The organism is Streptomyces sodiiphilus, assembly GCF_039529215.1.
Taxonomy (GTDB): Bacteria; Actinomycetota; Actinomycetes; order Streptomycetales; family Streptomycetaceae; genus Streptomyces; species Streptomyces sodiiphilus.
In genome coordinates, this window is the sequence record NZ_BAAAMJ010000009.1 from 66280 (window position 1) to 88497 (window position 22218).

Genomic DNA, 22218 nt, shown 5'->3' on the forward strand with positions numbered 1-22218 from the left:
GAATTTCCGTGAACGCGACCAATCGAACGGTGGTCGTCACCGGTATCGGCGCCACCACACCGCTGGGTGGCGACAGCGCGACGACCTGGGACGCCATGCTGGCCGGCCGCTCCGGCGTCCGGCCCCTGGAGCAGGAGTGGGCGGCCGGTCTGCCGGTGCGGATCGCCGCCTCGGTGGCGGTGGAGCCTTCCGAGGTCCTGCCGCGCCCGCAGGTCCGCAAGCTGGACCGGTCGGCCCAGTTCGCCCTGATCGCCGCGCGGGAGGCGTGGGCGGACGCCGGCTACGAGGCACCGGCCGGTGAGGACGGGCCGGTGGACCCCGTGCGGCTCGGCGCGGTCATCGCCTCCGGCATCGGCGGCGTGACCACTCTGCTCGACCAGTACGACGTGCTGCGCGAGCGTGGCCCCCGCCGGGTGTCACCGCACACCGTCCCGATGCTGATGCCCAACGGCCCGGCGGCCAACGTCGGCCTGGAGGTGGGCGCCCAGGCGGGCGTGCACACCCCGGTCAGCGCCTGCGCCTCGGGCGCGGAGGCCGTCGGCTACGCCGCGGAGATGATCCGCAGCGGCCGGGCGGACGTGGTGGTGGCCGGCGGTACCGAGGCGGCCATCCACCCGCTGCCGATCGCGGCGTTCGCCAACATGATGGCGATGTCGAAGAACAACGACGAGCCCGAGCGCGCCTCGCGCCCCTATGACGTGGGCCGGGACGGCTTCGTGCTGGGCGAGGGCGCGGGCGTGGTGGTGCTGGAGTCCGCCGAGCACGCCGCTCGGCGCGGCGCCCGCGTCTACTGCGAACTGCTGGGCCAGGGGCTGTCCGCGGACAGCCACCACATCGCGCAGCCGGAGCCGTCCGGCCGGGGTGTGGCGGCGGCTCTGCGGAACCTGCTGGACTCCACCGACCTGAAGCCGCTGGAACTCACCCACGTCAACGCGCACGCCACCTCGACGCCGCAGGGAGATGTGGCGGAGATCAAGGCGCTGCGCCGGGTGCTGGGCGACGACCTGGACCATGTGGCGGTCTCCGGCACGAAGTCGATGACCGGTCACCTCCTCGGCGGCGCGGGCGGCGTGGAGACCGTGGCCACCGTTCTGGCGCTGCACCACCGCAAGGCTCCGCCCACGCTCAACGTGGACGAGCTGGACCCGGAGGTGGACGCGGACGTGGTCCGGGGCGAGGCGAGGGATCTGCCGCAGGGCACGATCGCGGCGATCAACAACTCGTTCGGCTTCGGCGGTCACAACGTGGTGCTGGCCTTCCGCACGGTCTGAGCGGCGGCCGGCCCGGCCCGGCTCGCGCGTGCGGCAACCTTCAACGGCGCCCTCCCCGGCTTCGGGGCGGGCGCCGTTGTGTGTGCGCCGGGGGCGCGCTCCTAGGGGCATCGGAGGGAGCACGGAAGCCGGGCGCGGCGCACGGCGCGCGGGGGTGTGCGCGCGGGCAGACAGTCCTGGGAGGTCAGACGACCTGGTGCAGCCAGCGGACCGGAGCGCCCTCTCCGGCGTACCGGAAAGGTTCGAGCTCGTCGTCCCAGGGCTTGCCGAGCAGCTTGGTGATCTCGGCGTGGAGGTCGCTCTCCCCGCGCGCCGCGCGGGCGGCGGCGGCCCGCAGCCGGTCCTCGGGGATCATGATGTCCCCGTGCATGCCGGTGACGGCGTGGTAGATGCCCAGATCGGGAGTGCAGCTGTAGCGCTCGCCCTCGGCGGTGGGGCAGGGCTCCGAGGTCACCTCGAAGCGCAGCAGCCGCCAGCCCCGCAGCGAGGAGGCGAGCTTGGATGCCGTGCCCGCCTGGCCCTGCCAGGACAGCTCCGCGCGCCAGGTGCCGGGGGACGCCGGCTGTTTGATCCAATCCAGGCTGACCCGGCTGCCCAGGACACTCGCCACGGCCCACTCGATGTGCGGACACAGCGCCCGCGGCGCGGAGTGGATGTACAGGACACCACGTGTCGTCATCGACGGACCTCCAGCCTTCCTACCAGCGCCCGGCGCAGCCACCGGGAATTCCGCCCCGTACCCCTGCCGCTACGAACAGTAAACACTATTGGGGCCTTTTCTTGGCAAAATGGACAGCGTGTGACGTGAGATCGTCTTTTACGCTTGATGGGGCGGCCTTTCCGTCGACGCCGTCCGGTGCCGGAGTCAAAACTACCGCGCGCCGGGCGTGGTCAGCCCCCGTCCGTCCGCACCACTCAACAGCAAAGGACCTGAATGCCGGTCACCCGTCGCACGATCGCACTGCTGTGTGCCGCCCTGCTCGGCCTGAGCGCGTGTACCGGGGACAGGGACCCGGCAGACTCCTCCGAACAACCTTCCAGCGCGGCGCCGGAGTGGAACACCAGACCGGAGTCGATCGCCGCGATCGGCGACTCCATCACCCGGGCCTTCGACGCGTGTTCCTTCCTCGCCGACTGCCCCGAGGTGTCCTGGGCGACCGGCTCCGACGAGGACGTGCCGAGCCTGGCCCAGATGCTGCTGCCGGCCTCCGCCACCGCCGGCACCGGCGAGGCCGGCGGGACGGGCGGGGAGCGGCAGACGGCCGGGCGGGTGTGGAACGAGGCGGAGTCCGGGGCGGTGATGGCCGATCTGCCCGAGCAGGCCCGGCGCGCCGCGGCGTGGGACCCCGAGCTGGTGACCGTGCTGATCGGCGCCAACGACGCCTGCACCCGGGACCTGGAGACGATGACGGACGTCCCGGAGTTCCGCAAGGACTTCACCGAGTCGCTGCGGATCATCCGCGAGGAGGCGCCCGAGGCGCAGGTCTACGTGGCCAGCGTCCCCGACCTGCTGCGGCTGTGGTCGGAGGTCCGTGACGAGCCGCAGGCCCAGCAGGCATGGCGGTTCGGGATCTGCCCGTCGATGCTCAGCGACCCGCTGGGGGACAGCGAGGAGGCGACCGAGCGGCGGCTCGCGGTGCGCGAGCGCGTGGAGGAGTTCAACGCGGTCCTGGCGGAGGTGTGCGCCACGGACGACCTGTGCCGCTACGACGAGGGCGCCGTCTTCGACTACCCCTTCACCGCCGACGAGCTGAGCGACTGGGACTGGTTCCACCCCAGCCGGCAGGGCCAGGCCGTACTGGCCGAACTCGCCCACGAGCGCATCACCGCCACACCGTGACGTGAGGCCGTGACGGCCCGGTGCGCGGCCCGCCCCGGCGCGGACCGCGCACCGCCAGCCCCACCGGCACGCCTCGCGCGCCCCGTCCGTGCACGGCCATTGACATGCCTCGTTCTCCGTCACTACGTTCTGCTCAGCATGTCGAACGGGTGACGAAATATCGAACAACGGAGGCGGCCCCCGTGCGCATCACCGGAATCAGCACCCACGTCGTGGGAACCCCCTGGCGCAACCTCACCTACGTCCTGGTGCACACCGACGAAGGACTGACGGGTGTCGGGGAGACCCGCATGCTGGGCCGCACCGACGCCCTGCTGGGGTATCTCCGCGAGGCGGAGGCGAACCACATCGCCGGGTCCGACCCGTTCGCCGTGGAGGACCTGGTGCGCCGCATGAAATACGGCGACTACGGCCGGGCCGGCGAGATCGTCATGTCCGGCATCGCCTGCGTGGAGACCGCCTGCTGGGACATCAAGGGCAAGGCACTGGGCGTCCCGGTCTGGCAGCTGCTCGGCGGCCTCAGCGACGTCTCCGACAACCGCGTCAAGGCCTACGCCAACGGCTGGTACACCGTCGAGCGCACCCCCGAGGCGTTCCACGCGGCGGCCCGGCGAGTGGTCGAGCGCGGCTACCGGGCCCTCAAGCTCGACCCGTTCGGCACCGGCAGCTTCGAACTGGACCACGACGAGACCGTCCGCTCGCTCGCCCTGGTGGAGGCGGTGCGCGACGCCATCGGCCCGGAGCGCGACCTGCTGGTGGAGATGCACGGCCGGTTCTCCCCCGCCACCGCGATCCGGCTGGCCCGCGAACTGGAGCCCTACCGGCCCGCCTGGCTGGAGGAGCCGGTGCCGCCGGAGAACCTCAAGGCCCTGGCCAAGGTCGCCGCCCGCACCACACTGCCGATCGCCACCGGCGAGCGCATCCACGACCGCATCGAGTTCCGCGAGCTCTTCGAGTCGCAGGCCGCCGACATCATCCAGCCCGACCTCGGCCACCTGGGCGGCATCGGCGAGACGCGCAAGCTCGCCGCGACCGCCGAGACCCACTACGTGCTCCTCGCCCCGCACAACGTCGGCGGCTCGGTGCTCACCGCCGCCAGCCTCCAGCTGGCCGCCTGCACCCCCAACTTCATGATCCTGGAGCACTTCAACGACTTCGCCGACGCCGAGATCAAGAAGGTGGTGCGCGGCGCCCCGGAGGTCACCGACGGATACTTCACCCTCTCCGACGCGCCGGGCCTGGGCGTCGAGTTCGACGCCGAGGCCGCGGCGGAGTTCCCGCAGCAGCAGGCCCACTTCGACCTGTGGGCCGAGGACTGGCACAAGCGCGACGGCACGGCCCGGGGGACCCGCCCATGACCGCGCCCCGCAGCCGCTGTGTCCTGGTGGAGAGACCGGGCGTCTTCCGGCTGACCGAGTCCGCCCCCGCCGAGCCCGGCCCCGGCGAGGTGCGGATCGCCGTGCACGCCGCCGGGCTGTGCGCCAGCGACCGGGAGGTGTTCGCCGGCACCCGCGCCGAGGGCTACGTCCGCTACCCCGTCGTGCCCGGCCACGAATGGTCCGGAACGGTGGAGGCCACCGGTCCGGGCGTCGATCCGGCACTGACCGGCCGCCGCTGCACCGGCGAGGGGTTCCGTGCCTGCCGCTGCTGCGACCGCTGCCGCGCCGGACAGACGAGCCTGTGCACCGCGGGCTACGAGGAGACCGGCTTCACCCGGCCCGGGGCCTTCGCCGACCACCTGCTGCTGCCCGCCCACCTGCTGCACCTCCTGCCCGACGACGCCGACCTGACCGCCGCCGCCCTGCTGGAACCGGCGGCCGTCACCGCCGCCGCCGTCCTGGCCGCCGCACCGCTCGCCGGGGAGCGGGTAGCCGTGGTGGGCGCCGGAACCCTCGGCCTGCTCGCCGTGCAACTGCTGGCCGCCCACTCCCCCGCCGAGCTGGTGGCCGTCGACCCCCGCGAACGCCCGCTGCGGCAGGCCCGCGCCATGGGCGCGTCCCGCGCCTGCGACCCGGCCGCCGCCACCGGGCTGCGCGGCCGTTTCGACCTGGTGGTGGAGACCGCCGGCGCACCGGACAGCGCCCACGACGCCTGCCTGCTGGCGCGCCGCGGCGGCCGGGTGGTGCTCACCGGGATGCCCGCCCCCGGCGCCCGCGGCATCGACCCCGTGCACCTGTCCGTCAGCCAGCTCACCGTCACCAGCGTCTTCGGCGCACCGCCCGCCGCCTGGGCATACGCCGTGCGGGCCTTCGCCACCGGCCTGCTGAGGCCCGCCCCGCTCGTCACCCACCGGATTCCGCTGACGTCCTTCGGGGAAGCCATCGAGCTGGTGGGCAGCGGCGATCCGGACGTGGGCAAAGTGCTGCTCGAACCCTGACCCGCGCCCGGGCCGCCCGCCGCCCCGCGTCCACGTCCCCTCACAGTCCCCTCACACCCTTGCAACCGAACGGCGTTCGGCATACCGGACGGTTCCGTTCCGCCGCGACCCACCGAGCCCTGGAGCATCGTGTCCGATTCCGCCTCCGCCGCCGCACCCCGCCGACCGGGCGAGCCCGCACTGGCCGCGCTCGGCTGTGCGGCCCCGGCGGACGACCCCGCCCACACCTCCCCGCACACCTTCCCCGACGGTGGCCGGTGGCGCACCGAGATCCCGTCCGTCGAGGGCCCCGAGGCACTGCACACCGTCCTGAAGGAGGCCGCGGGGCTCGACGTCCCCGTCCACCGCGTCAGCCAGGGCAGCGGCGTGTGGATGCTCACCGACTCCGAGATCACCGAGATGGCCGCCGCCTGCGACGAGGCCGGCGTCGAACTGTGCCTGTTCACCGGCCCGCGCGGCACCTGGGACACCGGCGCCGGCACCCGCACCCCCTCCGGCGGCGGCGGGCCGCGCGCCCGCGGTCACGACGCGGTGGCCGGCTGCGTCGAGGACGCCGTGCGCGCCACCTCGCTCGGCGTGCGCTGCCTGCTCGTCGCCGACGAGGGCGTGCTGTGGCTGCTGCACCGGCTGCGCGCCCACGGCACCCTGCCCGCCGACACCACCTTCAAGGTGTCCGCGCTGATCGGCCCGGTCAACCCGGCGGCCGTCTGCGTCCACGAACGCCTCGGCGCCGACTCCGTCAACGTGCCCTCCGACCTGACGCTCCAGCACCTCACCGAGATCCGCCGCACCAGCCGGGTACCGCTGGACCTCTACCTGGAGGCACCCGACGACCTCGGCGGCTACGTGCGCATGTACGAGGCGGCCGAACTCATCCGCCGCGCCGCGCCCCTCTACCTCAAGTTCGGCCTCAGCAAGGCCCCCGGCCTCTACCCCTACGGCGCCCACCTGCGCGAGGCCGCCCTCGGCAGCGCCCGCGAACGCGTCCGCCGCGGCCGGCTCGCCCTGGATCTGCTGGCCCGCCTCGGCGCGGACACCGGCATGTCCCCGCCCGGCTCCCGGCTGCCCGGCCCCCTGCACCGCTTCCCCGTCCCCGAGGACACCCCCGACGCCCCCTCCCCCGGCACCCACTGACAGCCCGAAAGGACCGCCTCATGCCCGACAGCCCCTCCACCACTCGCACCGGCCGCCGCACCGCCGCCGCCCTGGCCACCGCCGTCACCGCCGCCCTGGCCCTGACCGCCTGCGGCCAGGACTCCGGGCGCGGCGGCGGCGAACGCGCCGCCGACGCCGAGGGCGGCACCATCGGCATCGCGATGCCCACCCGCTCCTCCGAACGCTGGATAGCCGACGGCGAGAACATGGTCCGCCTCCTGGAGGAGGCCGGCTACGACACCGACCTGCAGTACGGCCAGGACCGCGTGGAGAACCAGGTCTCCCAGATCGAGAACATGATCTCCCGGGGCCACGACCTGCTCATCATCGCGGCCATCGACGGCGCCTCCCTCACCGACGCCCTCCGGCGCGCGGCCGACGCCGGCGTCCCCGTCGTCGCCTACGACCGGCTCATCATGGGCACCGAGAACGTCGACTACTACGCCACCTTCGACAACACCCGGGTCGGCGAGCTCCAGGCCCAGTACATCGTCGACGCCCTCGGCCTGGAGGACAGCGACGAGACCCGCACCATCGAACTGTTCGCCGGCTCCCCCGACGACAACAACACCCGCTTCTTCTTCGAAGGAGCCATGTCCGTCCTCCAGCCCCACCTCGACGACGGCCGCCTCGAGGTGCGCAGCGGACAGACCGGCCTCAACCAGGTCACCACCCGCCGCTGGGACGGCGCCACCGCCCAGAAGCGCATGGACGACCTGCTCACCGCCCACTACTCCACCGAGCGGCTCGACGCCGTGCTCTCCCCCTACGACGGCATCTCCATCGGCATCCTCTCCGCCCTCAAGAGCGTCGGCTACGGCACCGGCGACACCCCCTTCCCCGTCGTCACCGGCCAGGACGCCGAACTCGCCTCCATCAAGTCGATCATCGCCGGCGAGCAGACCCAGACCGTCTACAAGGACACCCGCGAACTCGCCCGGCAGGCCATGGCCATGGCCGACGCGCTGCTCACCGGCGAGGAGCCCGAGGTCAACGACACCGAGACCTACGACAACGGCGTCAAGACCGTCCCCGCCTACCTCCTCGACCCGGTCAGCATCGACGCCGGCAACTACGAACTGCTCGTCGAGGACGGCTACTACGAGGCCGGACAGCTGAACTGAGCCGCCGCCACCGCACTCACTGCCGGCAGAAGGGACGACCCGGTGGAACACGGAGAACAACCACGGCCGCCTCACGTGCTGCTCATGAAGGACATCACCAAGTCCTTCCCCGGCGTCCGCGCGCTGGACGGCGTGGACATCGCCGTGCGGCCCGGCGAGATCCACGCCGTGTGCGGAGAGAACGGCGCCGGCAAGTCCACCCTGATGAAGATCCTCAGCGGGGTGCACCCGCACGGCAGCTACGACGGGCAGATCCACTTCGACGGCGAGCCCTGCGCCTTCAAGGACATCCGGGCCAGCGAGCGGCGCGGCATCGTCATCATCCACCAGGAACTCGCCCTGATACCCCAGCTGTCCATCGCCGAGAACATCTTCCTCGGCAACGAACGCACCCACCGCGGCGGCATCGTCAGCTGGAGCCGCACCCTCCGGGAGACCGAACGGCTGCTGCGCCGCGTCGGCCTCGACGAGCACCCGCAGACGCGGATCTCCGAACTCGGCGTCGGCAAACAGCAGCTGGTGGAGATCGCCAAGGCACTCGCCAAGCGCGTCCGGCTGCTCATCCTGGACGAGCCCACCGCCGCCCTCAACGACGAGGACAGCCGCAAACTCCTCGGCCTCATCCGCGAACTGCGCGACCAGGACATCGCCTGCATCATCATCTCCCACAAGCTCGACGAGATCCGGCAGGTCGCCGACACCGTCACCATCCTGCGCGACGGCCGGACCGTGGAGACCCTGCCCGTGCGCGAACACCCAGGCGCCCCGGCCGCCGTGTCCGAGGACCGCATCATCAGCGGCATGGTCGGCCGCGCCCTGGACCAGCGCTTCCCCGACCGCACCCCCTACACCGGCGAACGCGCCGGCCAGGTCGCCCTGGAGGTCTCCGGCTGGACCGTCCGGCACCCGGCCGACACCCGCCGCAAGGCCGTGGACAACGTCTCCTTCGAGGTCCGGCACGGTGAGATCCTGGGCCTGGCCGGACTCATGGGAGCAGGCCGCACCGAACTCGCCATGAGCCTGTTCGGCCGCTCCTGGGGGCGCTGGGAAGCGGGCACCGTCCGCCTGCACGGCCGGGAGATCTCCACCCGCACCGTCCCCGAGGCAGTGGCCCACGGCATCGCCTACGTCACCGAGGACCGCAAGACCCTCGGGCTCAACCTCATCGACACCATCAGCCGCAACATCTCGCTCGCCGCCCTCCCCCGGGTGGCCCGGCGCGGCATCGTCGACACCCACGCCGAGACCCGCGTCGCCGAGCGTTACCGCACCACCATGAACATCAAGGCCCCCACCGTCTTCGAGGAGACCGGCCGGCTCAGCGGCGGCAACCAGCAGAAAGTCGTCCTCAGCCGCTGGATCCACACCGAACCCGAGGTGCTCATCCTCGACGAGCCGACCCGCGGCATCGACGTGGGCGCCAAAGCGGAGATCTACACCGTCATCGACCGACTGGCCGCCCAGGGCAAGGCCGTGGTGTTCATCTCCTCCGAACTGCAGGAACTGCTCGGGCTGTGCGACCGCATCGCCGCGCTGTCGGCGGGCCGGCTCACCGGCGTACTGAACCGGGCCGAGGCCACCCAGGAGGCCCTCATGCGACTGATGACAGGAGACCGCTGACATGGGACAGGCCACCGCGACGCCGGGCAGCTCCCCCTCCCCGCACCAACCCGGCAAGGGCGGCCCCGGCCGGCCCGGCCGCGCCGACGGCGGACTCACCGCGACCGCCGACGCCCTGCTGCGCACCATGCGCGGCAACATGCGCCAGTACGGCATGCTCATCGCGCTCGGCCTCATCGTGGTGCTGTTCCAGATCTGGACCGACGGCACCCTCCTGGAGCCCCGCAACGTCTCCAACATCATCCAGCAGAACGGCTACATCCTGATCCTCGCCATCGGGATGATGATCGTCATCATCAACGGGCACATCGACCTGTCCGTCGGCTCCCTGGCCGCCTTCTCCGGCGCCGCCGCCGCCGTGATGATGGTCCACCACAACATGCCCTGGCCACTGGCCCTCACCCTGTCGCTGCTCATCGGCGTGCTGGCCGGCGCCTGGCAGGGCTTCTGGATCGCCTACATCGGCATCCCCTCGTTCATCGTCACCCTGGCGGGCATGCTGCTCTTCCGGGGAGCGACCGAACTCCTCCTGGAGGGCCAGTCCGTCTCCCCGTTCCCCAGCGGCTTCCAGAACATCAGCCAGGGCTTCCTGCCGGAGGTCGGCCCGTACACCAACTACCACAACCTCACCCTGCTGCTGGGCCTGCTGGTGCTGGCCGTTGTGCTGTTCCAGGAGTGGCGCAGCAGGCAGCAGCAGAAGCAGTACGACCTCCAGGTCCTGCCGCGCAACGTGTTCGTCCTCAAGCTCCTGGCCATCGTCGCCGCCGTCGCCGCCTTCACCCTGACCCTGGCCAGCTACCGAGGCGTCCCGGTGGTACTGCTCATCCTGTGCGGGCTGCTCATCGGCCTGGGCTACGTCATGCGCAACGCCGTCATCGGCCGCCACGTCTACGCGCTCGGCGGCAACCGGGCGGCGGCCAAGCTGTCCGGCGTCAAGGACCGCCGGGTCACCTTCCTGGTCTTCGTCAACATGGGCGTCCTGGCCGCCCTGGCCGGCTGCGTCTTCGCCGCCCGCCTCAACGCCGGCACCCCCGGCGCCGGCGTCATGTTCGAACTGGAGGCCATCGCGGCGGCGTTCATCGGCGGCGCCTCGATGAGCGGCGGCGTCGGCACCGTCCTCGGCGCCGTCATCGGCGGCCTGGTCCTCGGCGTCCTCAACAACGGCATGTCCCTGGTCGGCATCGGCGACGACTGGCAGCAGGTCATCAAGGGCCTGGTCCTGCTCGCCGCCGTCGGCTTCGACGTCTGGAACAAACGCCGCGCCACCACCTGACCCATCCGCCGGCACCCAACACCTGCGCCTTTACTCTGGGGCCCTCATCTCCCCTGAGAGGGGCAGCAACTTGACGACCTGCTGGACCGAGGGCTCCGCGCCACGGGTCTGAGAGGAGTAGCAGCCCGAGCGTCACCACGCGGGGAGTCGTGTCACCGTCCAGGGGGTACGACGCGGGCGGCCTTGGCCTCATTGGGCAGGAAGCTCGTACGCCAGGACGTACGCGTCAGCTGCCATCACCGTGTCGCAGACTTCCACCGCCCGGCCTTTCGTGTCGTAGGCCGTGCGGACCAGGCGGATGACCGGCACGCCCGGCGCGAGGCGGAGCGTCTTGGCCTCGGGCGGAGTCGGCATCCGGGCCCGCACCTCCTCCTCGAAGCGTTCCAGGCGGTGCCCCAGTTCCTCCAGGCGAGCGTAGATCCCACCAGGTCCGGGGTTCGGGGCGGCAATCGGGGTCCCTTTGGCGATGTCGAGAGGCAGGTAGGAGGTAGCGAACTCCACAGGCCGTCCGTCAAGCAGGTAGCGGCGGTGGCGTACCAGCACGCGGAGCGGCGACCCCAGTCGGGCGGAAACGTCGGCCGATGGCCGCTCCTCACGGACTTGAAGGTTGTCGACCTGCGAGTGACTTCCCGCGGCCTCGGCTTCCACGGTGAAGGCTGACTTTCCCTGGTCCCGGTGGTGCCGGGCGAACCGGTCGGAGGCAAGTCTGCGCACGGGTGGGCGAGGCCGGACGAAGACTCCCTTGCCGTGCTCGGAGTGCACAAGTCCTTCCCCCTGCAGGACAGACAAGGCATTGCGCACGGTCATGCGCGACACACCGTAGTGGCCCACGAGTTCCGACTCCGAGGGGAGCTTGGCCCCTTCAGCGAAGTGTCCCTTACCGATGGCCTCTCGCAGTTGGTCGGCGATCTGTCTGAACACCGCGCGGTCGCTGGTGGCATCCAGCACTCCGAGAAGGCCGGAAGGAAGAGCGGTCATCATTCACTCCTTTGGGCGTCTAGACGAGTAGCGGAGTCGGGTTGCTACGGTGAGCCTAGTCACTGAAAGAAGGGCCACAGACACAATGCGTGAAGTACAGCGTCCGCACTCCGTGAGTGTCGCCGGTGTCATCGTCGACGACGACGGCCGGGCGCTGCTGATCAAGCGGCGGGACAACGGCCATTGGGAGCCGCCCGGCGGCGTCCTCGAAGCCGGCGAAGCCATCCCGGAGGCTCTGGCACGAGAGGTCCGGGAAGAGACCGGCATCGAGATCGCCGAAGACGCCACCTTGACCGGCATCTACAAGAACATGACCGGCCTGATCGTCTCAATGGTGTTCCGCTGCCGGGCCGCTGGCGGTCAACTTGCCACCGGAGACGAGACCAGAGACCTGCGCTGGGTGACACGCGAAGAGGTCTCCGAACTCGCCGACGAGGCGTACGCCGTCCGGGTTCTGGACGCCCTCGACGGCGGCACACCGCCGGCTGTGCGCGCCCACGACGGCGTGAAACTCATCTAGCACAGACGACCTATGGCTACCATCCACCAGCAGAAAGTAACTCGTATGCACGAGTATATGAGCAGCGAGCGCGTGTGGGAGTACTCCTGCCCTGGACTCCCGGAGGAGGTCGCCCGCGCACGCCGTATCACCCGAGACGTCCTTGTCGACACTCCCTACGCAGACGACGCAGGGCTGATCGTGTCTGAGTTGGGCGCCAACGCCATCACCCACACAGCCAGCGCGAAGCACGGCTTCCGTCTCACCATCACCCGCGCACCGGAAGGAACTGTCACCCTCGCCGTCACCGACACCGGCGGCACGGGCGCCATTCCCGAAATCAAGCAACCCCGACAGCACCGCCACACACGGCCGGGGATTGGGCATCATCGCCGCTTGTTGCGCCCGCCTCGATGTCCACCACAGCCGCGACGGCCACACCGTCACCGCTGAGCTGCGTCCCGATTCACGCGCGACCGACAGCGCGGACTCACAGCCATGCTGACCTCACCCCTCGGCCGGCTGGCCCTCTTTCAGATGAGCTACTCATTGCCGATCGGAATCAACTCGGCGCTGTCGACCGACAGGTCGGGCTTGAGAGACGAGGCGTCGATGTTGCCCCCGTTGCCGTCGTCGATGCCGTTCAGCCGCGTTCCGGACAGGTCCTCCCCCGAGGCCATGCAGTCCCTCCCACCCTCGTGAACCGTACTCGCACCACTGCGTACCGCAGCAAGGGCTTGCTGCGGGAGCGGAGCGGTGCTCTGCGGGCCGGGCAGTGCGGACGGGCGGACAGGGGCGCACCGGAAAACCGGCTGGGCCGGGCAGGGGCGGCGGGGCACGATGGCGGGCATGGACCGTCAGCGGATCAGCGCCCTCGCCCACCAGGACCATCCCGTCGCCGCGCCCCTGGGGGACGACTCGGTCGGCCGGCTTCTCGGCCGCGCGGTCCCTTCCGGGGCCGGGCGGCTTCTGGATCTGGGGTATGCGGAGGGCGTCTGGCTGGAGCGGGCGCTGACCGGACGACCCGGGCTGAGGGCCACCGGGGTGGACGTCGATGCGGCTGCCGTCGCACGTGGCCGAGAGCGCCTGGGGGCGGCCGGGCTCGGGGCGAGGGTCGCGCTGCATGCCGTGGAAGCTCGGGAGTTCGCCTCCGAGGAGCGCTTCGACCTGGTGCTCTGTGTCGGGGCGACGCATGCCTTCGGCGGGCTGATGCCGACCCTCGCCGCGATCCGCGGGCATCTCGCTCCGGGCGGCAGCGTCCTGGTCGGGGACGGGTTCTGGGAGCGCGAGCCGGGAGAGCGGACGCTGGAGGCCGGCTTCGCCGCGGACGAGTACGCCGATCTGGCCACCACGGTCGCCCGGGCCACCGACGACGGCTGGACGCCGCTGTACGGGCATGTCAGCTGCTCGCGGAATGGGACGAGTACGAGTGGTCGTGGAGCGGCTCGCTCTCCCGCTGGGCCCTGGACCATCCCTCGGATCCCGGCAGTGGGGAGGCCCTGCGGGCCGCGGCGGCGCACCGGGGCGCCTGGCTGCGGGGGTACCGCGGCACCCTCGGGTTCGTGACGCCGGTGCTGCGGCGGACGCCGGAGGGGTGAGGGGGACCGGGCCCTGTTTCCGCGGCCGGGTCGCGGTGTGCGGGCCCGGTCGGCGGGGCGGAGTGTGGTGGAGCCCCTCGCGCGGGGGGCGGGAGGGGCTCCGGGGTAGTGGCGGGGTGGCTCCGGGGTCAGGGGTGGTCGGTGCAGCAGGGGTGGGGGTCGGGGATCTCGAAGGGGAGGTAGGTGCCGCCGGAGGCAGGCATCAGGCGCAAAAGGAGTTCGCCGTCGGCCCACTCGGGGCGGACGTGGCCGCGGGTGTCGAGGACGGCGTCGGGGTCCGGGGTGACTCCGCCGAGCACCTCGGTCCTGGTGATGGCCGTGCGTGCGAGGAGTTCCCGCAGGGTGAGTGTGCCGGTGAGGGTGTCGGAGCCGGGGAAGAGGACGGCCCGGCCGCCGGTGCGGGTGGCGTGGGCATCGGCCGCGGCTGCCGCTGTCCCGCGGCGGGCCGGCGGGCCGAGCCGCCGGTCGCCGAGGACGGCGGACAGTCCGGGGACGGCCGCGGCGCCGGCGGCGAGCCGGTCGAGGACGGCCTCGGCGGTGGTGGTGTCGGGGAGCCGGAGGGAGAGGGCGATGTGCGGGCGGGGGGCCGGGGCCCGGTGGGTGCAGGCGTAGCTGCCCTGGGGCAGCGGGAGGAGGTCGGCGAGGCGGTGCAGGAGGTGGTCGGCGGTGCCCGGGTTCGGGGTGCCGCAGTCCAGGCCGATCACGGTGGGCCCGTCGGCCGGGGGGTGGGGGGCCGTGGCGGCCGAGGGCGGGCGGGTGGCGGGCGGGGTGGTGGTCATGACGGGAGCACCCAGATCGGGTTGGAGTAGAACCACAGGTCGCGCCAGGGGTCGGCGTCGCCGATGACGTCCAGGGCGGGGCCTGCCGGGTCGGTGTCCGGGCCGTTGAGGCCGGGCCGGCTGCGGTTGCCGTCGGTGCCGCGGAGGCGGACGTAGAGGGGTCGGTCGACGCGGCCGAGTTTGTGGGTGAGGCGGACGGTGCCGGTGGAGCGGTTGACGTCGTAGGAGGCGTCGACGCGGGTGCCGGGGGCGTGGAAGGTGTCGCGGTCGGCGCTCTCGCCGGTGACGTCGCCGCGGATGACGTCGACGCGGGCCAGGGTGGGGACGAACTGGGCCCAGTTGGGGCCGTTGGCCAGGGCGATGTCGATGGTGAGTTCGACGGTGGTGCCGCGCTTGACGTGCAGGGTGCCGCCGAGGGTGGCGGCCTTGTTGCCGGCCCGCAGCCGGGCGTCGAGGCCGGAGATGAGCCCGCCGTGGTCGACCCAGATGCGGCCCTCGCGGATGCCCTCCATGACGGCGGCGTAGGAGAAGTCGCGGGCGCCGACGTGGGTGCGGCTGTACTGGCCGGGCCAGTAGTCGCCCCAGCCGAGTTCGGGCTTGCCGGAGTAGACGGGGTCGCCGTGCTGCGCGTCGCGGTTGAAGTCGCTGCCGGGCGGGCGGACGGAGGTGTCGGCCCAGTTGCGGTGGGAGTCGGAGTTGGCGGTGATCCACCAGGGCTTGCCCTCGGCGAGCAGGCTGTCCCACAGGCCGCCGACGGTGGCGGTCATCCAGTCGAAGCCGCCCCAGGTACGGTAGCTCTCGGCGGGGTAGCCGGGGAAGGAGTTACTGCCGGGGCTGGAGGCGTAGTAGCCGCGGGCGCTGCCGGGGCCGTGCGGGGCGGGGAGTCCGGCGGCCTGGTGGCCGGGGGCGCCCTCCATGCCGATGGCGATTCCGGGGGCGGCGTCGCGCCAGGCGCGGATCTCGTGCGGGGAGTCGATGCCCTGGCGGGCGGGGTGGTTGGCGAGCATCAGCGCGTCCTTGACCTTCTTGCGCTGGACCTGCTCGGCGAGGAACTGGAGGCCGGAGATGGCCAGGGCCTCGTTCTCGGGGGTGCCGGCCCGGGTGTTGGTGACGGCGCCGTCGTAGCCGGTCTCGAACTGGCGCAGGACCTCGACCTCGTTCCTGCCCGGGTGGACGAAGACCGTGGCGTGCTCGGCGGCGGGAATGTTCCACTCCAGGCCCTGGAAGACCAGGGTGTCGCGGTGGAGGTCGCGGGCCGCCCTGATGTCGGGGTTGACCTTCTCGACGCCGATACGGGAGTGGTTGATGCTGCCGTGGTCGGTGATGACCAGCCAGTCCATGCCGAATCTGGCGCCGTTGCGGACCTGGTCGATGACCCGGTACTGGCCGTCGCTGCTGTACTGGGTGTGGATGTGGTGGTCGCCGGCGAGCCAGAGGAGGCCCTTGCCGTTGCCCCGCGAGGGCTTCGCGGCGGGGGCGGCGGCCGGGGAGGCGGCTGTGGCGGCGGCCGTCTGGCCGATGAGGCCGGCTCCCGCGATCCCCGCCCCGAGCAGCCCGGCCCGGCGGAGCACGCCGCGGCGGGAGAGCTGGTCGGGGCGGAGTTCGCTGTCGGGGATCGCGGTGTCCAGTGCCGCGGGGAGCGGTCCGGACTCGTGGTGGTCGTGACTGTGCGTGTGCTCGCCGTGGTGATGGTGCGGGCCGTGCCCCATGTGTGCTCCCTGCGTCGTTCCCGGCTGTGGTGCCGCAGGAACTCTGGAGGGGGCAGATGAACACGGAGTGAGGTACGGCGGGCAGCGAACCACCGTCCGGGCGTCATTACGTCACCCGGACAGCGGTTGTCACACCGTGCTTCGCCGGCCGGTGAGGACCCGGTAGAGGAAGAGCAGGATCAGCGCTCCGATGATGGCGGTGATCCAGGTCGAGAGGCTGAAGAAACCGTCGAGCGAGTCGACGTTGAAGATCACCTGGCCGAGCCAGCCGCCCAGCAGGGCACCACCGATACCGATGAGAATGGTGATGATGATGCCGCCGGGATCCCGTCCCGGCATCAGTGCCTTGGCGATGGCTCCGGCGATCAGACCGAGCAGAATCCACGCGATGATGCCCATGGTCGGCACTCCTTCTCTCGTCGGCAACGTGTCGCACTAGCACGTAGCCGTTCAACGGGGAGTGAAACGTTAGTCACGCCTTTCCGGACTTGTCCTCACTGTCCGTGTTCAGTCAGGAGGAGTGCCCGAGGGCCGGTAACGGCTTGTTCCGTGCCGTTGCGCGTGCTCGTGATCACCACGGGTGGTCAGGGTGGTTGCCGCCAGAAGGCGCTTGCACGACCGGCGGCATACGTACCGGCACCTGATACATATGTGCGACCCATGTTCATTCCTGTCCCCCCGTGAGGGAGAGTCGTGTCCGACAGACCCATCGACATTGAGGAAGAACGGCTGAGTGAGGAGGTCCCGCAACGGATCATCCGGCACGGCGGTCTGCTGGGGGCCGCGGAGAGCCTCGGGAAGGAGCTGCGGGCCGCCGGGTCCCCGGAGGAGGCGGCGGACATCGTGCGCGGGCACGGCCGGGCGCTGTGGCGCAACGCCGTGCGGAGACTGCGCGAGACGGACGGCGACGACCGTCCCCTGTACTGGTCGCGGCTGGCGCTGCGCCGGACCGTCGCCGAGGTGGCGCCGGAGCTGGCCGGGGAGCTGGAGCGCAGCTCCCGGGGGCTGGGGGGCAACGGCCTGCCCGCCGGCGAGGACCGGCTGCGGATCGTCGTCACCGGCTTCGATCCGTTCCGGCTGGAGAAGGACATCCGCCGCGGCAACCCTTCGGGGTCCGCGGCCCTGGCCCTGCACGGGACGACGCTGCGCACGTCCTCGGGCCGGACCGCCCACATCGAGGCGATGGTCCTCCCGGTGCGCTGGGCGGATTTCTCCGCCGGCCTGGTGGAGGACGCGCTGCGCCCGTATCTGGAGCCGGGCCCGCGCGGCGCGGATCTCTTCATGACCATCAGCCAGGGCCGTCCCGGCCGCTTCGACCTGGAGCGCTTCAACGGCGCCTGGCGCGGCGGCGGCCCGGACAACACGGGTGAGGAAGCGACGGGCCTGATCCCCGTTTCCCAGGAGGAGCAGCCGCAGTGGACCTCGACCACTCTTCCTTACGCCGAGCTGACCGCCGCGGAGACCGGCCGGTTCCCGGTGCACGACCGCACGGAGGTCACCGAGATACCCGCGGGGGGCGGGGAGCCGGTGGAGCGCGCGGAGGGGCCGAGTGCGGGTTCGGCCGCCCGGAGGGGCGGCGGCGGGGATTATCTGTCCAACGAGATCGCCTACCGGGCGACGCTGCTGCGAGACGCGCTGGAGGCAGACGTCCCGGGTGGCCATCTGCACACGCCGGCGCTGGAGTTCGGGCCGGAGAACACCGATCTGATCAGCGATCCGGTGCTGGTGGCGAACCGGCAGGCGATCACCGGGCAGATACGGGCCCTGCTGGGGGCGGCGGCCGAGACGCTGTCCTGATCCCGCCCGACCGTGCCGTGACGGCCGGCCCGCCGGGGACGGCGGGCCGGCCGAGGTGTGTCCGGAGCCGGGTCAGGTCAGGTCAGGTCAGGTCAGGCGGATCATGTTCCAGGACATCGGTTCCAGGGTGGCGCGCAGGGTGCCGCCGTCGAGGGCGGTTCCGGTGGCGGGGTGCGGGGTGACGCGCTCGGGCTCCTGGAAGGTGTTGCGTGCGTCGGGGTCGGAGTCGGCCAGCACGCTGTGCTCGGCGACGCCGGTCAGGCCGAGGCCGTGCAGGGTGACCTCCAGCGGCAGCGGAGCGTTCCGGCTGCGGTTGACGGCGAAGACGGTGACGGCGCCGGAGGTCTCGTCGCGGACGGCGGTGGCGTGCAGGAGGTCCACCTCGCCGTACTGGCGGGTGGTGTGGCGGGGGCTGTCGGGGCGCACGTCGAGGACGGTGCCGCGGCCGTGGCGGGACGCCTGGGCGAAGGGATGGAAGGTCGTCTGCCGCCAGGCGGGTCCGCCGGGCTCGGTGAGGATGGGGGCGATGACGTTGACCAGCTGGGCGAGGCAGGCCACCTTGACGCGGTCGGCGTGCCGCAGCAGGGCGATGAGCAGCGAGCCGAGGACGACGGCGTCGGTGACGGTGTAGTGGTCCTCCAGGAGGCGGGGGGCCTCGGCCCAGTCCTCGGGGGGCGTGACGGGAGAGCGGCCGGAGCGCATGTACCAGACGTTCCACTCGTCGAAGGAGAGGTTGATCCGCTTCTTCGACTTCAGGCGAGCGCCGACGTGGTCGCAGGTGGCCGCGACGTTCTCGATGAAGGATTCGGTGTCCACCGCCGAGGCGAGGAAGGAGTCGCGGTCGCCGTCGAGTTCCTCGTAGTAGGCGTGCAGGGAGATGTGGTCGACCAGGTCGTAGCACTCCTGCAGGACGGTGGCCTCCCAGGCGGCGAAGGTCTCCATCGACTGGCCGGAGCTGCCGCAGGCGACGAGTTCGAGGTCCGGGTCGATCTGGCGCATGGCGCGGGCGGTCTCGGCGGCCAGCCTGCCGTATTCGGCGGCGGTCTTGTGGCCGGTCTGCCAGGGGCCGTCCATCTCGTTGCCCAGGCACCACAGGCGGATGTTGTAGGGGTCCTGGACGCCGTGCGCGATGCGGCGGTCGGACAGTTCGGTGCCGCCGGGGTGGTTGGCGTACTCCAGGAGTTCGAGGGCCTCGGCGACGCCGCGGGTGCCGAGGTTGAGGGCCATCATCGGTTCGCCGCCGGCCTTGCGGACGAAGCCGGCGAACTCGGCGAGGCCGAACTGGTTGGTCTCGGTGGAGCGCCAGGCCGGGTCGAGGCGGCGGGGGCGCCGCTCCTGGGGGCCGACGCCGTCCTCCCACTTGTAGCCGGAGACGAAGTTGCCGCCCGGGTAGCGGATGGCGGTGACGCCGAGTTCGCGGACGAGTTCGAGGACATCGGTGCGCAGCCCGTCGGCGTCCGCGGAGGGGTGGCCGGGCTCATAGATGCCGGTGTAGACGCAGCGGCCGAGGTGTTCGACGAAGGACCCGAACAGGCGCGGATCGACCTCGGAGACCGCGAAGGCGGGGTCGAGCGTGAAGCGGGCGGTGGGCTGGGGGCTCATGGGGTCCTCCGGGGTCCGTTCCGGCGTGCGGGCGTCCGGTGCCGTGGTGCACCCAGGGGCAGGCGTTCGGTATGTCGTACGGCGATCGGAAGGCCGGACAGAATGTAGGCCGGTCGGCACACCGTGGTCAACGGTGCGCCGGCCGGCCCGTCGCCGTGCCGCCGCCGGGCGGAAGGCGCGGTCAGGCCACCGAGAGGACCACCTCGATGTTGCCCCGGGTGGCCCGGGAGTACGGGCAGACCTGGTTCGCCTTCTCGACCAGCTCGCGGGCCTCGTCCTTGTCCAGGCTGGGGACCCGGGCGACGATCTCCACCCGCAGCTCGTACATCCCGTCGTCGGTGCGGCCCAGTCCCACGCTCGCGGTGACGGTGGAGCCGGAGATGTCCTTCTTCTCCATCCGGGCCACCACGCCCATGGCGCTCTGGAAGCAGGAGCTGAAGCCGGCGGCGAACAGCTGCTCGGGGTTGGTGCCGGCGCCGCTGCCGCCGAGCTCCGGCGGGGCGTTGGCGATCAGGTCCAGGTGGCCGTCGTCGCTCATCACGCGGCCGTCCCGGCCGTTCTCGGCGGTGGCGGACGCGGTGTACAGCACCTGGTCGGGCTTCATGAACACGGCAGAGTCCTCTCATGGATGGGCTGGGGGCGCGGCCCGGCCCGCCGTCCGCTTCCATCGTGGCGCGGTTCACCCGGGACGGCACGCCGGGGGCGTGGGCGAGCGGGGCCGGTCCGGGTCCCGCGCGGCCGGTCAGTCGCCGAGCGAGACGATCATCTTTCCGGTGTTCTCGCCGCGCAGCATTCCGAGGAAGGCGTCCACCGCGTTCTCGATGCCGGGCACCACCGTCTCGCGGTAGCGGAGGTCGCCGGAGCGGATCCAGCCCGACACCTCCTCGACGAACCGCGGGCGCAGCGCGGAGTGGTCGCTGACCAGCAGGCCCTGGATGCGCAGCCGCTTGCCGATCACCATGGCCAGGTTGCGCGGCGCGGCGGGCGGTTCGGTGGCGTTGTACTGGGCGATCATGCCGCAGACCGCGATGCGCCCGTGCACCCGCAGGGAGGAGATGGCGGCCTCCAGGTGGTCGCCGCCCACATTGTCGAAGTAGACGTCGATGCCGTCGGGGGCGGCCTCGCGCAGCTGCTCGCCGACCGGTGCGTCCTTGTAGTTGAAGGCGGCGTCGAAGCCCTGCTCCTCGACCAGCGTCCGCACCTTCTGCGCGGAGCCGGCGCTGCCGATGACCCGGGAGGCGCCCTTGAGGCGGGCGATCTGTCCGGCCATGCTGCCGACCGCACCGGCGGCCCCGGAGACGAAGACGGCGTCGCCCTCCCGGAAGGCGGCGGACTCCAGCAGCCCGGCATAGGCGGTCAGGCCGGGCATGCCGAGCACGCCCAGGTAGGTACTGAGCGGTGCCTGCTCCGCGGAGACGGGGGTGGCGTGGCGGGCGTGCAGGGTCGCGAACTCGCGCCAGCCCAGGGAGTGCAGCACGTGGTCGCCGGGTTCGAAACCCTCGGCGCGGGACTCCAGCACCACTCCGACCGCGCCGCCGTCCATCGGCTTGTCCAGCTCGAAAGGCGGGACGTAGGACTTCACGTCGTTCATCCGGCCGCGCATGTACGGGTCCACGGACAGGTGCAGGTTGCGCACCACCAGTTGTCCGTCGCCGGGCGGGCGGACCGGCTCCTCACGCAGAGCGAAGTCGTCCGGGGACGGCCACCCCTGGGGACGGGCCGTCAGATGCCAGGCGCGTCCGGCCTCGGGCAGGGACATGGAACCTCCAAAACTTCAACTGATAAAATAACTCTGCGGTCAGTTGTTTCAGGTTGTCAACTATTCCGAGGACGCCGGAAATGCCGCGCCGCACGACACGACAGACAAATATCCCGAAACCCCACAGGCCGATGGTGTTTGCTGGTCCCGGCGTGGGGCAGGCGCACTCGGCCGATGGCTACGTCAAGGAGGCTTCATGTCGACTGCGCTGTTCGTGACTCTGGTGATCGCGGTGTGGGTCGCCGCCGGAGTCACGGCCGTGGTGGTCTTCCTGGGCCGAAGCGGCTACCGGGACTGGCACTGGTACCTCGTCGGCGCCATTCTCGGCCCGATCTTCGTCCCGATCGCTGCCGAGCGGGCCCGTAAGGACTCCCGGACGCTGGAGCGCACGGTGACCGGGAAGGGCGAGACCAGCGGCAACGGGCTCACCGTCCTGGTGGCCTCCGACGGCTCCCCCGAGGCCGACCAGGCCGTCCGGGACGCCATCCGGCTGACCGCGGGCCGTCCGGGCCGTCTCATCCTGGCCAGCGTGGTCGACGCGGAGGCGGGCAAGGCCGAGGAGGACAAGGAGGCCGCCCGCGCCCTGCTGGCCGAGCGCGCCGAGTGGGTGGCCGACGGCGGCCCCACGCCGATCATCGAGATCGGCTCCGGCAAGCCCTCGACGGTCCTGCTCGACTTCGCCGAGTCCGAGAACGCGGACTTCATCGTGGCGGGCCGCCGCGGCAAGGGGCTGTCCCGCCGGCTGCTCGGCAGCGTCGCCGACGAGCTGGTCAAGCGCTCCCCCCGGCCGGTGCTGCTGGCCTCCCCGCCCGTCGCCGACCAGCGCTGACGGGGCCG

The 22218-nt window shown here is 71.7% G+C and carries 21 protein-coding genes and 1 pseudogene; 13 read left to right on the forward strand and 9 right to left on the reverse strand.

Going from position 1 to position 22218, the window contains the following annotated elements:
- Positions 1-8: 8 nt before the first annotated feature.
- Positions 9-1271 (forward strand): beta-ketoacyl-ACP synthase II, encoded by a 1263-nt coding sequence (fabF, locus tag ABD299_RS04890; RefSeq protein ID WP_344259136.1) that lies wholly within the window; start codon positions 9-11, stop codon positions 1269-1271.
- 184 nt (positions 1272-1455) lie between these two features.
- Here the strand turns inward: fabF and ABD299_RS04895 are convergent, their stop codons facing one another.
- Positions 1456-1950: a DUF3145 domain-containing protein gene (locus ABD299_RS04895; RefSeq protein ID WP_344259138.1), complete on the reverse strand. Its 495-nt coding sequence runs from the start codon at positions 1948-1950 to the stop codon at positions 1456-1458.
- Positions 1951-2205: 255 nt separating this feature from the next.
- On the opposite strand from ABD299_RS04895, the gene ABD299_RS04900 reads away from it, so the two are divergent.
- The 7 genes from ABD299_RS04900 to mmsB all read left to right on the forward strand — a co-directional run bounded on the left by ABD299_RS04900 (position 2206) and on the right by mmsB (position 10660).
- Positions 2206-3111, forward strand: a complete 906-nt coding sequence (locus ABD299_RS04900; RefSeq protein ID WP_344259140.1) for an SGNH/GDSL hydrolase family protein — start codon at positions 2206-2208, stop codon at positions 3109-3111.
- 182 nt (positions 3112-3293) lie between these two features.
- A complete protein-coding gene (locus tag ABD299_RS04905) occupies positions 3294-4469 on the forward strand; it encodes a mandelate racemase/muconate lactonizing enzyme family protein (RefSeq protein ID WP_344259142.1) in 1176 nt (391 codons plus the stop codon).
- Entirely contained in the window at positions 4466-5488 is a 1023-nt protein-coding gene (locus tag ABD299_RS04910; RefSeq protein WP_344259144.1) for a zinc-dependent alcohol dehydrogenase, read from the forward strand. Before ABD299_RS04905 ends, ABD299_RS04910 begins: the two co-directional genes overlap by 4 nt.
- Positions 5489-5617: 129 nt before the next feature.
- Positions 5618-6622, forward strand: coding sequence for a hypothetical protein (locus ABD299_RS04915; RefSeq protein ID WP_425581254.1), 1005 nt, complete (start codon positions 5618-5620; stop codon positions 6620-6622).
- A gap of 20 nt (positions 6623-6642) precedes the next feature.
- Positions 6643-7767 (forward strand): multiple monosaccharide ABC transporter substrate-binding protein, encoded by a 1125-nt coding sequence (gene chvE, locus ABD299_RS04920; RefSeq protein WP_344259146.1) that lies wholly within the window; start codon positions 6643-6645, stop codon positions 7765-7767.
- An 84-nt stretch (positions 7768-7851) separates the two neighbouring features.
- Positions 7852-9387: a multiple monosaccharide ABC transporter ATP-binding protein gene (gene mmsA, locus ABD299_RS04925; protein ID WP_344259148.1), complete on the forward strand. Its 1536-nt coding sequence runs from the start codon at positions 7852-7854 to the stop codon at positions 9385-9387.
- A 1-nt stretch (position 9388) separates the two neighbouring features.
- A complete protein-coding gene (gene mmsB / locus ABD299_RS04930; RefSeq protein ID WP_344259150.1) occupies positions 9389-10660 on the forward strand; it encodes a multiple monosaccharide ABC transporter permease in 1272 nt (423 codons plus the stop codon).
- Positions 10661-10849: 189 nt separating this feature from the next.
- Here the strand turns inward: mmsB and ABD299_RS04935 are convergent, their stop codons facing one another.
- Positions 10850-11638 (reverse strand): GntR family transcriptional regulator, encoded by a 789-nt coding sequence (locus tag ABD299_RS04935; protein WP_344259299.1) that lies wholly within the window; start codon positions 11636-11638, stop codon positions 10850-10852.
- Positions 11639-11750: 112 nt separating this feature from the next.
- Between ABD299_RS04935 and ABD299_RS04940 the strand changes: the two genes are divergently transcribed.
- Positions 11751-12158, forward strand: coding sequence for an NUDIX hydrolase (locus tag ABD299_RS04940; RefSeq protein ID WP_344259300.1), 408 nt, complete (start codon positions 11751-11753; stop codon positions 12156-12158).
- Between the two features lie 57 nt (positions 12159-12215).
- A complete protein-coding gene (locus tag ABD299_RS04945; protein ID WP_344259152.1) occupies positions 12216-12590 on the forward strand; it encodes an ATP-binding protein in 375 nt (124 codons plus the stop codon).
- An 89-nt stretch (positions 12591-12679) separates the two neighbouring features.
- On the opposite strand, the gene ABD299_RS04950 is transcribed toward ABD299_RS04945, so the two are convergent.
- A complete protein-coding gene (locus ABD299_RS04950; RefSeq protein ID WP_344259154.1) occupies positions 12680-12817 on the reverse strand; it encodes a hypothetical protein in 138 nt (45 codons plus the stop codon).
- A gap of 169 nt (positions 12818-12986) precedes the next feature.
- Here ABD299_RS04950 and ABD299_RS04955 point away from each other — a divergent pair.
- A pseudogene (locus ABD299_RS04955) lies at positions 12987-13735 on the forward strand (SAM-dependent methyltransferase).
- 128 nt (positions 13736-13863) lie between these two features.
- Here the strand turns inward: ABD299_RS04955 and ABD299_RS04960 are convergent.
- The 3 genes from ABD299_RS04960 to ABD299_RS04970 all read right to left on the reverse strand — a co-directional run bounded on the left by ABD299_RS04960 (position 13864) and on the right by ABD299_RS04970 (position 16622).
- Positions 13864-14514 carry a hypothetical protein gene (locus ABD299_RS04960; RefSeq protein WP_344259156.1) on the reverse strand — a complete coding sequence of 217 codons (651 nt, stop codon included), beginning with the start codon at positions 14512-14514 and terminating at the stop codon, positions 13864-13866.
- Positions 14511-16223 carry a PHP domain-containing protein gene (locus ABD299_RS04965; protein ID WP_344259158.1) on the reverse strand — a complete coding sequence of 571 codons (1713 nt, stop codon included), beginning with the start codon at positions 16221-16223 and terminating at the stop codon, positions 14511-14513. The genes ABD299_RS04960 and ABD299_RS04965 overlap by 4 nt, the downstream gene beginning before the upstream one ends.
- Positions 16224-16352: 129 nt before the next feature.
- Positions 16353-16622 carry a GlsB/YeaQ/YmgE family stress response membrane protein gene (locus tag ABD299_RS04970; protein WP_344259160.1) on the reverse strand — a complete coding sequence of 90 codons (270 nt, stop codon included), beginning with the start codon at positions 16620-16622 and terminating at the stop codon, positions 16353-16355.
- Between the two features lie 294 nt (positions 16623-16916).
- Between ABD299_RS04970 and ABD299_RS04975 the strand changes: the two genes are divergently transcribed.
- Positions 16917-18020, forward strand: coding sequence for a pyroglutamyl peptidase (locus tag ABD299_RS04975; protein ID WP_344259161.1), 1104 nt, complete (start codon positions 16917-16919; stop codon positions 18018-18020).
- An 87-nt stretch (positions 18021-18107) separates the two neighbouring features.
- Here the strand turns inward: ABD299_RS04975 and arfA are convergent, their stop codons facing one another.
- The 3 genes from arfA to ABD299_RS04990 all read right to left on the reverse strand — a co-directional run bounded on the left by arfA (position 18108) and on the right by ABD299_RS04990 (position 21381).
- A complete protein-coding gene (gene arfA / locus ABD299_RS04980; protein WP_344259162.1) occupies positions 18108-19622 on the reverse strand; it encodes an arabinosylfuranosidase ArfA in 1515 nt (504 codons plus the stop codon).
- Between the two features lie 181 nt (positions 19623-19803).
- Positions 19804-20232, reverse strand: a complete 429-nt coding sequence (locus ABD299_RS04985; protein ID WP_425581255.1) for an organic hydroperoxide resistance protein — start codon at positions 20230-20232, stop codon at positions 19804-19806.
- A gap of 132 nt (positions 20233-20364) precedes the next feature.
- On the reverse strand, positions 20365-21381 hold the full coding sequence (locus ABD299_RS04990) for an NADP-dependent oxidoreductase (protein WP_344259164.1): 1017 nt from the start codon (positions 21379-21381) through the stop codon (positions 20365-20367).
- Between the two features lie 196 nt (positions 21382-21577).
- Here ABD299_RS04990 and ABD299_RS04995 point away from each other — a divergent pair, with 196 nt between their 5' ends.
- Positions 21578-22210, forward strand: a complete 633-nt coding sequence (locus tag ABD299_RS04995; RefSeq protein ID WP_344259165.1) for a universal stress protein — start codon at positions 21578-21580, stop codon at positions 22208-22210.
- The last annotated feature ends 8 nt before the right edge of the window (positions 22211-22218 follow it).

Excerpts from the sequence above, each read along its gene's own strand:
- ABD299_RS04895 (WP_344259138.1), bottom strand. The coding sequence starts at position 1,950 with ATGACGACACGTGGTGTCCTGTACATCCACTCCGCGCCGCGGGCGCTG.
- ABD299_RS04900 (WP_344259140.1), top strand. The coding sequence starts at position 2,206 with ATGCCGGTCACCCGTCGCACGATCGCACTGCTGTGTGCCGCCCTGCTC.
- ABD299_RS04910 (WP_344259144.1), top strand. The coding sequence starts at position 4,466 with ATGACCGCGCCCCGCAGCCGCTGTGTCCTGGTGGAGAGACCGGGCGTC.
- chvE (WP_344259146.1), top strand. The coding sequence starts at position 6,643 with ATGCCCGACAGCCCCTCCACCACTCGCACCGGCCGCCGCACCGCCGCC.
- mmsA (WP_344259148.1), top strand. The coding sequence starts at position 7,852 with ATGAAGGACATCACCAAGTCCTTCCCCGGCGTCCGCGCGCTGGACGGC.
- mmsB (WP_344259150.1), top strand. The coding sequence starts at position 9,389 with ATGGGACAGGCCACCGCGACGCCGGGCAGCTCCCCCTCCCCGCACCAA.
- ABD299_RS04935 (WP_344259299.1), bottom strand. The coding sequence starts at position 11,638 with ATGACCGCTCTTCCTTCCGGCCTTCTCGGAGTGCTGGATGCCACCAGC.
- ABD299_RS04945 (WP_344259152.1), top strand. The coding sequence starts at position 12,216 with ATGAGCAGCGAGCGCGTGTGGGAGTACTCCTGCCCTGGACTCCCGGAG.
- ABD299_RS04950 (WP_344259154.1), bottom strand. The coding sequence starts at position 12,817 with ATGGCCTCGGGGGAGGACCTGTCCGGAACGCGGCTGAACGGCATCGAC.
- ABD299_RS04960 (WP_344259156.1), bottom strand. The coding sequence starts at position 14,514 with ATGACCACCACCCCGCCCGCCACCCGCCCGCCCTCGGCCGCCACGGCC.
- ABD299_RS04965 (WP_344259158.1), bottom strand. The coding sequence starts at position 16,223 with ATGGGGCACGGCCCGCACCATCACCACGGCGAGCACACGCACAGTCAC.
- ABD299_RS04970 (WP_344259160.1), bottom strand. The coding sequence starts at position 16,622 with ATGGGCATCATCGCGTGGATTCTGCTCGGTCTGATCGCCGGAGCCATC.
- arfA (WP_344259162.1), bottom strand. The coding sequence starts at position 19,622 with ATGAGCCCCCAGCCCACCGCCCGCTTCACGCTCGACCCCGCCTTCGCG.
- ABD299_RS04990 (WP_344259164.1), bottom strand. The coding sequence starts at position 21,381 with ATGTCCCTGCCCGAGGCCGGACGCGCCTGGCATCTGACGGCCCGTCCC.
- ABD299_RS04995 (WP_344259165.1), top strand. The coding sequence starts at position 21,578 with ATGTCGACTGCGCTGTTCGTGACTCTGGTGATCGCGGTGTGGGTCGCC.